General features: G+C 37.3%; 7 protein-coding genes. All 7 read left to right on the forward strand.

The window, feature by feature from the left end:
- The first annotated feature begins 300 nt into the window (after positions 1-300).
- The 7 genes from CWS31_RS01305 to CWS31_RS17905 all read left to right on the forward strand — a co-directional run bounded on the left by CWS31_RS01305 (position 301) and on the right by CWS31_RS17905 (position 15,970).
- Positions 301-2,877 carry a glycoside hydrolase family 2 TIM barrel-domain containing protein gene (locus CWS31_RS01305; RefSeq protein ID WP_246143262.1) on the forward strand — a complete coding sequence of 859 codons (2,577 nt, stop codon included), beginning with the start codon at positions 301-303 and terminating at the stop codon, positions 2,875-2,877.
- 88 nt (positions 2,878-2,965) lie between these two features.
- Positions 2,966-4,528 carry a sodium/sugar symporter gene (locus CWS31_RS01310; RefSeq protein WP_148747638.1) on the forward strand — a complete coding sequence of 521 codons (1,563 nt, stop codon included), beginning with the start codon at positions 2,966-2,968 and terminating at the stop codon, positions 4,526-4,528.
- Positions 4,529-4,756: 228 nt separating this feature from the next.
- The gene (locus CWS31_RS01315) at positions 4,757-7,045 is read left to right on the forward strand and encodes a CRTAC1 family protein (RefSeq protein ID WP_148747639.1); all 2,289 of its coding nucleotides are present in this window, start codon (positions 4,757-4,759) and stop codon (positions 7,043-7,045) included.
- Positions 7,046-7,225: 180 nt separating this feature from the next.
- A complete protein-coding gene (fdhD, locus tag CWS31_RS01320) occupies positions 7,226-7,966 on the forward strand; it encodes a formate dehydrogenase accessory sulfurtransferase FdhD (RefSeq protein WP_148747640.1) in 741 nt (246 codons plus the stop codon).
- 299 nt (positions 7,967-8,265) lie between these two features.
- Positions 8,266-10,554 (forward strand): FdhF/YdeP family oxidoreductase, encoded by a 2,289-nt coding sequence (locus CWS31_RS01325; protein WP_148747641.1) that lies wholly within the window; start codon positions 8,266-8,268, stop codon positions 10,552-10,554.
- Between the two features lie 75 nt (positions 10,555-10,629).
- On the forward strand, positions 10,630-11,307 hold the full coding sequence (locus CWS31_RS01330) for an HAD family hydrolase (protein ID WP_148747642.1): 678 nt from the start codon (positions 10,630-10,632) through the stop codon (positions 11,305-11,307).
- 700 nt (positions 11,308-12,007) lie between these two features.
- Positions 12,008-15,970 carry a carbohydrate-binding protein gene (locus tag CWS31_RS17905; RefSeq protein ID WP_148747643.1) on the forward strand — a complete coding sequence of 1,321 codons (3,963 nt, stop codon included), beginning with the start codon at positions 12,008-12,010 and terminating at the stop codon, positions 15,968-15,970.
- The last annotated feature ends 400 nt before the right edge of the window (positions 15,971-16,370 follow it).

The raw sequence follows: 16,370 nt of genomic DNA on the forward strand, positions 1-16,370 counted from the left end.
TCGTTATTGGCTTCGCTTTCTCGCCTTGAAGGACAATAACTAAAACTATTGTCGACGTATTGATGTAAGTATTTGATATTTCTATTTTTTACAGTTTAACCACCCCAGGATTAGGTTAAATATTAATCCATGAAGTGTTTTCTAATTGTTTAACTCTGTATTGTAAATGAACTTATAGTAAGTTACTCTTTGTTTAATGTTGACAATTAATCTTTGCTGGTGTCTGTGTTAAAGATAGAAAATGTTATTCACGTAAGTCGTACGATTAATTTATAAAACTCAATAATGATGAAGTTAATAATGATGAAATTAATAATAAAAAATACATTTGGTTTACTGATATGTTTACTCATTTTAGGTCAAACTCATGCAAGTAAATTAAACGATAATCAGCAGGTAGCCGATACATCTAATGCGGCTAGTCGAGAAGTCGATTTTAACTTTGACTGGAAATTTAGCCTTGTTAATGACACAGATTTACCTGAAAAGTTACCATTGGTTGATGATAGCTGGCGTGATATTCGTCTACCTCATGACTGGAGTGTTGAAGCCTCTTTTGATGAAAACCTTGAAGGAGCTACTGGCTATTTACCAGGCGGAGTAGGGATTTATCAAAAGCACTTTAAAACGCCACATACTCCTAAAGATAAAAGCACATTTATTTTATTTGATGGTGTGTATAACAACGCTACATTTTGGCTAAATGGTCACTTGTTAGGTGAAAACCCTTATGGTTATTCTCCAACTTATTTCAATTTAACTGACTATTTAAATACAGATGGTAGTGACAACATCTTAACCGTACATGTTGATCATTCTCGCTATGTTGATAGCCGTTGGTACACGGGTAGTGGTATCTATCGTAATGTAAAGCTTATTACTGTTAATAAAATTCATATTCCTATTTGGGGTACATTTATTACCACGCCTGAAGTATCTGATAAACAGGCGAAAATACACTTGTCGGTGGATATAGATAACGAATACAAAAAGAATAAATCATTAATGCTTGTTACACATATTATTGATAATAAAGGTAATCGCGTTGCTAGTAATCGTAAAAAAGTAAAGGTTAAAAGCAACTCAGAAAACAATGTAGCGCAAACATTTATTGTCGATAACCCACTGCTTTGGGATACGGAAAATCCTAACTTGTATACCGCAGTAACTACTTTAGAAAGTAAAGACGAAATTATTGATCAATATGAAACACCATTTGGTATTCGCAGCATAAAATTTGAAGCAAAAAAAGGATTTTTCCTTAACGGTAAACCGACCCTAATGAAGGGCGTAAGTTTACACCATGACGCAGGCTTAGTTGGTGCCGCAGTGCCTAAAGGTGTGTGGAAACGTCGATTACAGTTATTAAAAGACGCAGGTGTTAATGCTATACGTACAGCGCACAATCCTTATTCACAAGAGTTTTTAGATTTGTGTGATGAAATGGGCTTTTTAGTTCAAAATGAATTCTTCGATGAATTTGATTATGCAAAAGACAAGCGCTTAAATTATCACGAAAGACATGACGATGAAATTTCTAAAGGTTATGTTGAGCATTTTCAAAAATGGGCGAAAAGCGATTTAACTCGTACTATGTTACGCGATAGAAATCACCCTAGCGTTGTGCAATGGAGTATTGGTAACGAAATCGAGTGGACCTACTTACATTACCGTTACGTTACTGGTTTTTGGGAAGACCCAAATGACCCTCAAAACTCAGGAGCTTACTGGGGAAGTGGTCCAATGTTCACACCTGAAGAGTTAACTCAGCGCTTTGAAGACTCTAAAAAAGGTGATTACATTCTGGCTGAAACCGCTGAGAAAGTCGCTAGTTGGGTGAAAGAGCTTGATACTACACGCCCTACAACCACTAATATGATTGTGCCGCAGGTTAGTCATGTTAGTGGATATGCTGACACTGTTGATATTTCCGGTTATAGCTACCGTAATTTAACCATTCCATGGGCACAAACGCACTTTCCAGATCAACTTATTACCATTAATGAAAACCCAGGTACTTGGGATGATTGGAAATACGTTCTAGAGAACCCAGGTGTTTTCAGTATTTTCATGTGGACTGGCATTGACTACATGGGCGAGCGACATAAAAAATGGCCTGAAAAAAGTGGTTGGGGCGACATGCTCGATTTAGCAGGTTTTAAACAACAAGGCTGGAATTACTTTAAAAGTATTTGGGTCAATGAACCGCATTTATCTATTGGTACCTTACCTTTAGACACATCAGGCTTTAGTGCTGATGAACTTTCAGGATTAGCCGTTGCCGATAGTAAAGCAAGTTATAACTGGCGTAATTCTAATAGGCATTGGAATTACAAAAAACAGCAACCGATATTAGTAGAAATATCTTCTAATTACGCCACGGTAGAGTTATTTATCAATGGTAGGTCTTTAGGTTACCGAAGTATGTCAGAAAGCCCTGATCGCATATTCCGTTGGGTAGTACCTTTTGAGCCGGGTACTATTACTGCTAAAGCAGGCTTTAATGGTCAAGAGATTATTGCCGAAGTTGAAACCACCTCTAAAGCTGTTGGTTTTAGTTTAACTACAGATAAAACAGTACTTGATGCTGATGGATATGATGTAGCACATCTTATTGTTCAGTTAACAGATAAAGCTGGTCGACCGATAAAAACAGATAATATGAAAGTGACTTTTGATATTGAAGGTGAGATTAAATTATTGGGTGTGGATAATGGTGCGCAAGATAATATTCAAGACTTTCAATCAAATAGCCTTATTACTTCAAAAGGTCGAGCATTAGCAATTATACAAGCAACCCGCACTGCTGGCGTAGCTAAAATTACAGCGAAAATCAAAGGTTTTGAAGATCAAATCATTTACATAAAAGTAAAGTAATCCTTCAAATATAATTCGTCTCGCATATTTTAAAAACTCTGTGAGACGAAAATTTATGTAAAAGCATGTACAAAACAAAGGATAGAAAATGAACTTAGATAGCATAGATATAGGTGTTTTTGTCGCTTATGTTATTGGTCTTATAGTGATTGCTTTATGGATCTCAAGAGAAGATAAAAACCATGAACGTAATACCGAAGACTATTTTCTTGCGGGTAAAGCACTACCGTGGTGGGCAATTGGTGCATCATTAATTGCAGCTAATATTTCAGCAGAGCAAATTATTGGAGCTTCAGGATCTGGCTATGCTATAGGCTTAGCAATAGCTTCGTATGAATGGATGTCAGCGATCACGCTATTTATTGTTGGTAAATATTTGATACCAGTATTTTTAAAAAATCAAATCTATACTATGCCACAGTATCTTGAGCAACGTTTTGATAGCCGAGTAAAAACAACCTTAGCTTTATTTTGGTTAGCTGTGTTTATTTTTGTCAATTTAACCTCTGTACTTTGGTTAGGTGGTTTAGCTATAGAAACAGTAGCAGGCGTTGATTGGATGGTCGGCATGATTTTCTTAGCCGTACTTTCAGTAACTTACTCACTCTATGGTGGGCTAAAGGCAGTTGCTTATACTGATATTCTTCAAGTCGTTTTACTTGTATTTGGTGGCCTCCTATTGAGTTATTTAGCACTCGATACGGTTTCTGATGGCCAAGGTGTATTAGCTGGGCTAGGTGTGCTCACTGAAAAGTTACCAGGTCATTTTGAAATGATTTTATCGTCAGATAATGCTAACTATAAAAACTTGCCAGGTATTTCTGTACTTATCGGTGGTTTATGGGTAATGAACATAGGTTATTGGGGATTTAATCAATACATAATTCAACGTGCTCTTGCGGCTAAAAGCCTTAAAGAAGCGCAGAAAGGGATCGCTTTTGCGGCGTACTTAAAAATCCTTATGCCTATAATTGTTATTCTACCGGGTATTGCTGCGGCATTGATTTATCCAACCTTAGATAAACCAGATCAAGCTTATCCATCGATGATGACATTAATGCCGGTCGGTATTAAAGGATTAATTTTTGCAGCATTTGTGGCCGCTATTGTTTCATCATTAGCCTCAATGACTAATAGTATATCAACCATTTTTACTATGGATTTATACAGCAAGATTAAACCAAATAAGTCTCAACATCATTATGTAAATGTTGGTCGTTTAGCTACCTTAACGTCATTGGTTATTGCACTGATAATGGCACAACCGCTACTTGGTAAGTTTGAGCAAGCATTTCAGTATATTCAAGAATTTACTGGTTTATTTTCTCCAGGTATCACAACCATTTTCTTAATGGGGATGTTCTGGTCTAAAACCACATCGCAAGGGGCACTTGCTGCTGCAATTGGTTCAGCGGTCTTTTCTGTACTATTTGCCGTATTCCTACCAGAATTACCATTTATGGATAGAATAGGTATTGTGTTCTTAATGTGTGTTGGATTAACGGTACTAGTTTCATTAAAAACAATAGAAAGAAGTGAAAACCAAAGTGTTAATTTAGATGACGTATGTTTTAAAACTGATAGAACATACAATATTGCGGCAATGATTTGTACTGCTTTACTGGTCGCTTTCTACACTATTTGGTGGTAACCGAATAGGCGCTTATTATTGTTCATTATGCGAGACAAGATGTTCAACAGAATGCGTTGAACATCTTTAATAAGCGTTATTAAATAACTAGAGTAACGTTCATTTCAACTGCCAATGAATTAGATAGTCAAGCCTATCAACCTTTGCCGTCTTCTCCTTGCCGATGACTAAAGTCTTAAAGTTTATTTAAAATAAAGCAACAATACAGTACTTAAAAAGTAGTATCTTATGAAATTAATTAATTTATTAACCCTTGTCCCATTCGTTTTTTCTATTCAGGCCGCAGAAGTTGATAGTGCTACTGCAAATACAAATGCTGAGGCTAGCTTTGTGTCTCAGCAAAAAATATTTGATAGCCCGGTTCTTTTAACTAATGAACACAATTATCAAATGAACTACCAGGTTAAAGGGAGTAAGTTAAAACGGTTAACATTGGATGTTTCAATTGACTCAAGTTATGCCAATTTAAGTATATTTGATGGTGAAAAACTTATTGTTGATAACATCAATATACCTACTAAAGGTAAACATACTTTAAATCTCCTTGTTGATTTTGAATCTACTGGAATTCAAACGTTAACATTCGTTAGAAGAACGGCTGATATCAAATTACATAACATTAAATTTGAAGAGGTGATCGGCCTTGAAATACCAAGTTTTGCGGATGTTTCAAAAGCAGCAGCATTTGAAACGGAGAATACTTATAAATATGGAGGTCCTTCAGTAGGTGATATTGATGCTGACGGCGATTATGATTTTGTATTGAATAATCACAACCATATTCCTACACAGCTTGTGATAAATAATGGTGATGGAACAGTTAGCATTGAGCGATTATTTACCAATGCGCAAGACTTTCATGGTTCAGCAATAGGTGATTATGATGCTGATGGCGATTTAGATATTATGGTGGCTAAAGGTGGCGGAAGCGGCAGTAACCCAACTTCGTACATGCTTTTAAATAATGATGAAGGTAAATTTACGGATGTTTCTCAAGAAGTTGGTATTACGGTACCAACAAGAGGGCGCTCTCCTCGTTGGGTTGATTTAGATCTCGATGGTGATTTAGATCTAGTTTTCATTAATGCGAAAAGACCTAATTATGATGGCCCTCGTCATATTTTTTATAAAAATAATGATAAAGGAAAATTCACTCAACAACTTATCCCAGGTATCGAAAAAGTAGAGGCTGAACGTACCTTAATTACAGATTTTAATAATGACGGTATCGACGATATTCTACTTTTTGCCCCGTTATCATTATGGCAAGGCAATGGCGATTTTACTTTTACAGAAGTAACCAAAACTTGGTTACCAAAAGGTATTGATATTAGTGAAGTAAATGCGGTAACCGATGTAGATGTAAATAATGATGGCTTATTCGATTTATACTTAGCTGGTGGTAAAACCCATTATAAATTATCGCAAAAGTCGATTGATTTTAACCCTAAAAATGAAAAACTAGATATTCGTGATGACGGTGAAAAAGGCTCAACGCTAATTAATTTTACCGCTGATGACGCTATTAATCTTTCTGCAATGGAATTAACTTATCGCTTATATGATGGCGGTTTTGCCATTTTTTTAGGAAAAAATAAAACCCGAAAAATAGTTAAAGCTAAAGGTTTTCAACCCACTCAGTTACCCGAAGAAATGAAGCATGCAGCTACAGAGTTAACCATAGCACCAAGCCAAGCGGAAGGGTGGCCAGAAGAGCGGTTAATTAATGGTATGTATATCGGTTATTTGGGCGATGGCAAATGGCAAGCTGAATGGGTACGAGATCAAAATATTTATTGGACCATTACCTTCTCATTAACAGGGGTAACTAATGTTGATTATGATTGGACACCGAATAACCGTAATCAACAAGATATATTATTAGTGAATAAAGGTGATCGATTTGTTGATGCAACCAAAGAGTGGAATATTCCATTAGGTATTAATACTTGGGGAGTTACTCATGCAGATTTTAATAATGATGGTTGGCAAGATTTATTCGTTTACCGCTATGGTTATTTAAGAGAAAGAATTGCCGATTTGTTATTACTGAATAACGGTAAAGGACGCTTTGAAATTATCACATCCCATGGCGCATTTGACCGCGAAGACACAGGTCATGGTGACATGGGGCAAGCATTCGATTTTGATCTTGATGGTCAAGTAGATATGTTAAACGGGAGTGAAGAAGAGGGGACTTGGTATCTTTATCAAAATAAAGAAAAACTATTAGGCAACTATATATTAATCAATGTGGGTTATAGTCCTAAAAGCAATATTGATCCTTATTCTGCCTTGGTCACGGTTGAAGCTATTTCAGGTGAAAAATATTTACAAAGAGTAGGCTCAGCCGGAGAAGTATTCTCACAGAGTTTATTAAATACATTACATTTTGGCTTAGGAACTGATACAAAAATTAAGTCTGCCACTATTCGCTGGCGTAATGGTGAAGTGATGCAATTAGGTTCATTGAAGGTAAATACGTTACATAAAAGTGCAGATGCTCAAGACAAATAGCCGTATTTAATGGCATAGTTAAAATGCTTAGTAATAAAAGAGTATTTTAACTATTTACCTAATTGATTACTTAACTAATTACTTAATTATTTAACTGACGATTAGATATTAATTCTTAGATGCTGATTTTTTAGATAATTAATTTTTTTGAAAGTTAACGAATGGAAAATATCCTGAATAATGTTGGATAACTCAAACGTAAGTGAAAACTATTTAGCAGATGAAGCCGCTATTGCCATTGAAATTAATGGTGTTAGTTATGCGGTTATGATGGCTACGCCTGAAGACATAACAGACTTCGCCATTGGTTTTTTATTTAGTGAATCTATTATTAATCACTTCTATGACATTCATGACATACAAGATCACGCAAGTCAGTATGGTTTAACAATCCAAATAACGATCGCAAATCGTTGTAATCAATTACTTAAGCACAGGGTACGTCAACTAAAAGGCGTAAGTGGTTGTGGTATGTGTGGTACGCAAGCGCTTAATCAAGCCTTTCCGGAGCAATCAATTTTACCACAATCAAGTCCCCCCCAAGAAAATGTATTAACTCATTTGCGAGAAAAATTAAATAAGTGGCAAGAGCGCGCTAAGCACAGTGGTGCTATGCATGCAGCATTCTGGTTAGATAAAGACGCGAATATACAGCTTTGTCGAGAAGATATTGGTAGGCACAACGCGTTAGATAAACTTATTGGCGCATTGATCCAAGAAAAGGTATCTCCTCAATCTGGAATCTTATTAATAACGAGTCGTTGTAGTAGTGAACTTATTCAAAAAACACTACGATTTGGTGCAACAACATTAATGAGTTTAGCTTCGCCGAGTCAATTAGCTGTTAATTTAGCAAGCACCCATAACTTAAATTTGATCCACTTACCAAGACATAAATTACCTATTTATTACATGCCATAAAAGATGCGTAATAAAAGCTTTATTGCAGAGTAGAAATTTCACTGTTTACAAAAAATTGATAATAAAAAATCTGAATTCTGGATAAGCAAAATGCTACAACAGCGCTAATTATGCGTAGTCACTTATATTAGCTGCGTTGTGAAAACTCCCAATAACCAGTTATTGGCTTTGTTTTCTCTCCTTGAAAAACAATAATTAAAACTATTGTAGATGTGTAAAAATAACCAATTGATATTATTAGGTTATACATATTTATTATCACGAGTTCAGATTAGATAAAGTGCTTAGAGGCCATAAAGATGAAAAATAATATCCCCTTAAAAGCTGGTGGTTTAGCATCGGTTCAGTCGACTATTAAACATTTATTAAAGAGTAAAAGAACCAAAAATAACATTAAAAACTTACTGCGCGTTAATCAAAGTGATGGGTTTGACTGCCCAGGTTGTGCTTGGGGTGATAATACTAAAGGCACTTTTCAGTTTTGTGAAAATGGTGCTAAAGCTGTTGCGTGGGAGTCAACCGATAAAAAGGTTACTCCATTATTTTTCAAAGAGTATAGTGTTACTCAACTCATGCAACAGGGGGATTATTGGTTAGAATACCAAGGTCGATTAAGCCAACCTGTACGCTATAACAAAGCAACGGATCATTACGAGGCTGTTAGTTGGCAGCAAGCTTTTAAAATTATAGCTAATAAACTAAAAAATTTAGAAAACCCAAATGAGGTTGAGCTATACACTTCTGGACGAGCAAGTAATGAAGCATCTTATTTATATCAACTTTTTGGTCGTTTATATGGCACAAATAATTTTCCTGACTGTTCAAATATGTGCCATGAAGCGAGTGGTATAGCCTTAAATGATGCTATTGGTGTTGCTAAAGGCACTGTTGTTTTAGATGACTTTAATCATGCTAGCGCTATATTCGTTTGGGGGCAAAACCCAGGGACGAATCATCCTAGGATGATGAATGCATTAAGATCAGCAGCTAAAGGTGGTTGTAAAATAGTTACCTTTAACAACTTAAAAGAAGTAGCGTTGGATAAATTTGCTAGCCCACAAAACCCTAAAGAATTATTAACCTCGGCCTCAACACAAATCAGCCACAAATACTTTACGCCAAAGCTAGGCGGTGATTTTTCTGCGGCACGAGGTATCGCAAAAGTCATTATTGAAGAGTACGCAGATAAAATTAATACCGACTTTATCGCTAAGCATGCAAGTCAATTTGACGCTTATACTGATGTGGTTAAAGCAACTCCTTGGAATGAGATTGAAGAACAGTCAGGGTTAAGCCAAGCTGAATTGCAACAGGCTGCATTAGTTTTTAAAGACAGTGAGCGTGTGATAAGTACCTGGGCGATGGGAATTACTCAGCATAAAAACTCAGTGGATACCATTCGTGAAATAACTAACCTTCATTTGTTATGTGGTCAAATAGGAAAAACAGGTGCAGGTTTATCGCCTGTGCGTGGCCATAGTAATGTGCAGGGTAATCGCACAATGGGTATCAATGAAAAACCAACACATGCTTTTATTGACCGATTAAATAAACATTTAGGTACACAAATACCAACCTTAGGTGGTCATAATGTAAATGCGGCGATTAAAGCGCTTCACAGTAAACAAAGTAAAGTTATTATTTGTTTAGGTGGAAATATTGCCGCAGCTGCACCTGATTCAAATTTTGTTTTTCAAGCATTAAAAAATAGCGAACTAAATGTTCAAATTAGCACTAAATTAAATAGAAGCCATTTGCTGGTAGGAGATGACGCGTTAATATTGCCTTGCTTAGGTAGAACTGAATTAGATCTACAAAAAACAGGCCCGCAAAAAATAACCGTTGAAGACACTTTTAGTATGGTTCACGCGTCGCACGGTATGTCGACACCTGCCAGTAATGACTGTCGTTCTGAAACTGATATTGTGGCCAGTATTGCGCATAATACATTACCAGAAGGGAGAATAGATTGGCTTGAACTACGTGATGATTATTCGAAAATAAGAGACCTGATCGCTCAAACAATTGATGGTTTTGAAAATTATAATCAAAAAATAGCAGAGCCACATGGTTTTCATTTAGCTAACAATGCGACTAATCTTATATGGAAAACTGCGTCTAACAAAGCAAACTTTAACCCCGTACACTTACCTAAGTACATTATCCCAGAAAAAATTGTGGCGAAAATTGCAGAGCAGAAAGAGCAGGTGTTTATTTTACAAAGCTTACGTTCTCACGATCAATTTAATACCACCATTTATGGTTTAGATGACAGGTACAGAGGTATTAAAAATGATCGAAAAATTATTTTTATCAATTCCCTAGATGCTCAAAAAAATGATCTCGCTGAAGGTGAATTAGTTGAAGTTCAATCGTTATGGGATGATGGTATAGTAAGGCTTATAGATGGCTATAAACTGGTTTTCTATGAAATACCGCAAGGTAACCTAGCGGCTTATTATCCGGAAACAAATCCATTAGTACCATTGGATAGCTATGGGGATAAATCTTTTACGCCTACGTCAAAATCAATTCCAGTCTGTCTGCGTAAATCCAAACAAGTGCACATTAATATTAAAAATATGTAGGGTCTGTTGTAAAAAAATCTCGAAAGATCAACAGACCCTAATGGTAAATTAAAAATTATTGTAAAAAGAGGGTGTATGTTAACAAAAGAAATAAAAGCAGTGTTATTTGATAAAGATGGCACTATCTTCGACAGTGAACAAATATACTGTGACTCATGGGTCGCTAGTGCAAAAGCGTTTAACGTGAATTTTACTGCCGAAATGTATGACCCATTTGTGGGAGTACGTGCTGTAGAATGTTATCAACGAGCGCATAAAATGTTTGGTGAAAGCTTCCCTATGAAAGACTTCATTAAACATAATCGTCGCTATATAGATGATAAAAAAGCGGCGGGCATGCCAATTAAAAAAGGTTTTATAACATTCTTTGAACAAGTTAAATCATTATCACTACCTATTGGTTTAGTTACTTCAAGCGCTCATGACGCGGCTATACTTAGCTTTACCGGTACTGATTTCATGGACTATTTTACCGTATTCATTACAGGGGATTTAGTTGATGTTGCGAAACCATCACCTGATTGTTATTTACTAGCAGCTAAAAAATTAGGAATAAAACCCGAAAATATCCTCGTTTTTGAAGACTCAAGTGCAGGCGTATCTGCAGCTACATTAGCGGGGTGTCAAACAGTAGCCATTCCAGATTATCTACCGGTCGAAAACAGTTTGTTAGATAAATGCGCCTATGTAGTGGAAAGCTTTGAAGATGCAGATTTCATAATTGATGAAATAAGAGCTAAAACTAAGCTATAAAATAAGTAAGAAATATTATTTAACCTGAACTCGGGGTAATGAATATCTATAGCCTAATAATATCAATTAGTCACCATTATACTTCTACAATAGTTTTAAATATTGTCCTTCAAGGCGAGAAAACGAAGCCAATAACTGGTTATTGGGAGTTTTCTTAACGAAGGAATACGGATAATTACGGCTGTTGTAGCACTTTATTTATCCCGACTCTGGTTATTTACTATAAATACAGCATTAATCTAAAGTGAAGGCTATTTTAATATTTAGAGATAGCTCTTACAAACTTCATGACAAATACTTGTTCGGTACTGCTCTAAATTACCTCATCAAAGATAGCATCGTATAATTACAAAAAATATACGATTAACTTGCATGACTCACAACTCAAAGTTTAATTTTTTACACCCTCTGTATTGCCTCTTTTATTAAGGACCTTCTCGTATTTAATATTTCAATAGCTGCGCTCTAAGATTATTTATTTATCAATTACGTTAATGTATTGTTAACAATTATCATTGTTCAATTAACAATACTGTGTTATTTTTAACTGGATTGTTGTTTAAATAATCAATAGAGAATAACAATAACGAGATAACATGAATTCACTTAACATCATCATCATCGAATTTTATTAGCAGAATATTCGGATGAACTTAACGTAAATTGCCATGTTTCCAATAATAATTAAAAAGGAAATAGAATGTATAATACAAAACAAACACTAATCAGTGCGGCTATTGCCATGTCACTGGCAGCGATCGGTACGCATGCATATGCAGATACGAGCACAATTCAAGCAGAATCATTTGTTAATTCGGGTGGCACTTTTGACGACGGTCAACCTGATCCAGTCACTATTTATTCAGTTAATGGCACTACAGCTGTTAACTTTGTAAATGCGGAAGATTATATGGATTTCAATGTCAATGTTGATGGCGGCGTTTATAATGTAGAGTACCTAGTAGGTACAAGTGTCGCGTCTAATACGAATATTGAATTTTTAGTGAATCAAAATGGCTCATGGGTCAGCCAAGGTACAGTTGCTGTACCTGCAGGTCAATGGGATGACTTTAAAGCGCTTACGCCTAGTCATCAAGTCACTCTACCAGCAGGCACTTCGCAAGTGCGTATCAGAGCTGTAGGCGGTAACTGGCAATGGAATATGGATTCATTTTCATTGACGGCAGTTGCAACACCAACACCAACACCAACACCAACTCCGACTCCGACTCCGACTCCGACTCCGGGTGGCTCTTCTGTAATTGTAGAAGGTGAAAACTTCTTCGAGACAGGTGGTAATGGCAATGGTTTTACAACCCGTAGTTGGGGCGGTGGAGGTCGTATTATTGCTAACGGTATTCAAACGGGTGATTGGGCTGATTATCAAGTAGATTTCCCAGCTACGGGTGAATATGACTTCAGCTCGATGATTTCTACAGAGCAAGGTAATGACAATGGTATCAATGTTTACGTTGATAATGTGCTAGTTGCTTCGTCAGAAATATCAGGTTCAAACTATAATGATTGGACAGATACATTAATTGGTACTGGTATTTCGGTGACTCAAGGTACGCATATGGTTCGTCTTGAATCAACAAGTAGTACCAACAAATGGAACTGGTATATAGATACTTTTACATTTACTTTAGCATCGACTCCGACTCCGACTCCGACGCCGACGCCGACGCCGACGCCGACTCCAACGCCGACACCGACACCAACGCCGACACCAACGCCGACACCGACACCAACACCAACGCCGACACCAACACCAACGCCGACTCCAACGCCGACGCCGACACCAACTCCGACGCCGACACCAACGCCGACACCAACTCCGACACCAACAGAGATTCCTTTACCTGGTTTAATGCGTGGTGAAGTAACGGGGGCTGCTAACTGGACAGAAACAAATCCTAATTGGGTTCGAACTACTGACTTTGCAGAAATTCATGACACTATCAAGGGTAATACAACCGAGATTTATACGGGAATTATCTCTGATGCTGACGGTATTATTTCGTTCTTTGAAGATATGGATGACAGTGTACGTTTAACCGTTGCGGGTCAACTCGTTCTTTCAGATGATAGCTGGCAAAACTCAACACAAGCGGTTGCTGTGAATATTGGCGCTGGTGATATTGCTCCAGGTCAATATTCATTTGAACTACGTTTAGGTAATGCTGATGGTGGTAGCGGTCCTGTTGGAACCTCTATCGGTTTTGGCATCGACGTTAATGGTGGTACAAACTTCTTAAAACCTGCGGAATTAGGTGCAAGTTTTTTCACTTCGAAAGGAGTAGAAAATGGTGATGTAAGTATTATTGATGGAGATGATATTATCATCGAATTGGAAGACTTTAATACTACAGGTACTACCGGTCGTGTTGCTAGTGATCCTAACGACGGTTTCGTTGTTGGTGACACAGGCACAAATGTAGGTTTCGTTACTAATGGTGATTATGGCGTCTACAATAATATTGCCCTTGAAGCAGGTACTTACCGTGCGTTTATCACTGTTACTACCCCAGAAACAGGTAGCTTTGGTGCTCGTATAGATCTTGACGGAGAAACTGCATCTTGGGGCTACTTTGAAAGCACAGGTGGATGGTCTATTTCGGCTGAAAATGAATTGTATGGTGGTGAGTTTGTTGTAGAAACATCTGGTAATCACACAATACGCGTTGAAGCAATTGGTGGTTCAGATTGGCAATGGAGTGGTGATTTTGTTCGGATAGCTAAAGTTAACGACAATACTGTTCGTACACCTGCAATCTACAATCCGGCCGATCATTATGTAGCTGAAGTTCAAGGCCCGGTGACAGGGTTACCCTTCTTGAAAGATCCGGTAGAAATATCAGCAGCTAATAAATTGTTGAAATCTGATGTTTGGTATACTTATCCACAAAATCGCGATTTTTACGATGCAGATAATGGTGGTCAAGAAGGCGATTATGCTGACTTTGGTGCTACGGGGTCTTTCTGGGGGCACCCACCTGAATCCGATTTCTATGATGAAACAGTGATCATGGATTGGGCGGTTAACGTTGTTGATAAATATCAAAGCGAAGGTCTTGAATATACCGCTCGAGGAGAGTTTGACTGGGGGTACGGTTGGTTTACTGAGTATGTAACGAGTCCTCAATCTCATTATGTTCAAACTCTTGATGATCGTAATGTGAGAATGACATTTATGGGTTACTTAAGCCATAACGGTCATAACAACAATTGGTTAAGTAATCATAGTCCTGCGTTTGTGCCTTTTATGAAGTCGCAAGTAGATCAACTATTAAAAGCTAATCCAGATAAGTTAATGTTTGATACACAAACCAACTCTACCCGCTCAACCGATATGCGAACTTTCGGTGGCGACTTCTCGCCATATGCAATGGAGAACTTCCGTATATGGTTAGATAAAAAGTACAGTAGCGCAGCTCTTGCAAACATGGGTATTAACGACATTAATACCTTTGATTACAAACAGCACTTACTTGATGCCGGTGTAACGCATACTTCGTTCTCAAATGCTGCAGATACAGTTACAGGTAATATTCCGATGCTTGAAGACTTCTTATACTTCAACCGTGACGTTTGGAATCAGAAGTTCGGTGAAGTATTGTCTTATATTCGTGAAACACACCCTGATATTGAAATTGGTGCAAGTACACAATTATTTGAATCACGAGGTTATATCTTTAACGAGAATATTACTTTCTTATCTGGTGAATTAAACTTAGGTGCTAGAACATCTACAGCTGAATTACCAACCAATATTCTTGTTCACTTAAAAGGTGCACAAGCGATTAATAAACCGTTAGCCTACGCCCCATACCCTTGGGAGTTTGAAGAACTTCGTGTTAAAAATGCTCCTCGTTTCGGTCGTGGCTGGGTTGCGCAAGCTTACGCTTATGGCGGCTTGTTTTCTATTCCTGCAAACGTTTGGGTAGGCGGTGATGTATTTACTTGGTCTCCTGGTGCTGATAACTATCGTGACATCTACAAATTTGTTCGTGCAAATGAGCAGTTGTTCGATGATTACACCTCGTATGCGAAAGTCGGTCTTGTTCATGCTATGTACTCATCAATGAAAGCAGGTTTCATTGATGGTGGTAATCAGGTGCAATCAAGTGTGAAAATCCTTACGGAAGACAATATAAACTTTGACATGTTAGTGTTTGGTGATGCAGGTTATCCTGTTGTGCCGCGTGCCGAAGATTTTAACAAGTTTGATCATATCTTTTATGACGGCGACTTGAATTACTTAACGGCTGAGCAACAAGCTGTGTTAGATGCACAAGGCAGCAAGGTTAGACACATAGGCCAACGTGGTACTATTGATGATTTAGTTATCAATGTGAATATTAATGGTACAGTTTCTAACGCAACAGTATCCGCAGTTTCTCGTATTCACGAGACTAATGTCAATGCACCGTATGTTGTACATTTAGTTAACCGTCCATTTGCTGGTGGTGTAACACCAACACTTAACGGTGTTGCAGTAGCGATTCCAGCGAGCTACTTCCCGCAAGCTGTAACAGCGGCAACGATACACTTACCTGATGGTACAAGTACTACGTTACCTGTTACAACCAATGCAAATGGTGATGCAGTGGTAACAGTGAACAACCTTGAAGTGTGGGGTATATTAGAATTAGCTCATTAATTCACTAATATCTATGTAAAATAAATATAAAGCCTCTTATTAATAAGGGGCTTTTTTAAAACTCCACTGCTCCGTTCTGCAATGTGTTTACACATATAGGGCTTATTATGTGCAACTCACAACCACTACATGCTAAAAGTACATGCTAAATGAGCAAAAGATAATTATTCATTAAGCTTTGTATTACAAATTGTTGCCGCGCTAAAAAGGCGACATGGCTTCTAAACTAGCTTAGAAAATTTATGCTATGTCAGGTCGTTCAACCGTACTTATCTGTTTAAGAAAATACGATAAAATATATTGAAATCAACACCTAAGATGATTACCCCTTAATCAGACAAAGGCAAAGAAAGCTCATTCCAACAAACTAAATGTCTATAACGAGAGCTTGAAGACCAAC

It is taken from the genome of Colwellia echini (genome assembly GCF_002843355.2).
In the GTDB taxonomy this organism is placed as follows: Bacteria; Pseudomonadota; Gammaproteobacteria; order Enterobacterales; family Alteromonadaceae; genus Colwellia; species Colwellia echini.

Excerpts from the sequence above, each read along its gene's own strand:
- CWS31_RS01315 (WP_148747639.1), top strand. The coding sequence starts at position 4,757 with ATGAAATTAATTAATTTATTAACCCTTGTCCCATTCGTTTTTTCTATT.
- CWS31_RS01325 (WP_148747641.1), top strand. The coding sequence starts at position 8,266 with ATGAAAAATAATATCCCCTTAAAAGCTGGTGGTTTAGCATCGGTTCAG.
- CWS31_RS01305 (WP_246143262.1), top strand. The coding sequence starts at position 301 with ATGATGAAATTAATAATAAAAAATACATTTGGTTTACTGATATGTTTA.
- fdhD (WP_148747640.1), top strand. The coding sequence starts at position 7,226 with ATGTTGGATAACTCAAACGTAAGTGAAAACTATTTAGCAGATGAAGCC.
- CWS31_RS17905 (WP_148747643.1), top strand. The coding sequence starts at position 12,008 with ATGTATAATACAAAACAAACACTAATCAGTGCGGCTATTGCCATGTCA.
- CWS31_RS01310 (WP_148747638.1), top strand. The coding sequence starts at position 2,966 with ATGAACTTAGATAGCATAGATATAGGTGTTTTTGTCGCTTATGTTATT.
- CWS31_RS01330 (WP_148747642.1), top strand. The coding sequence starts at position 10,630 with ATGTTAACAAAAGAAATAAAAGCAGTGTTATTTGATAAAGATGGCACT.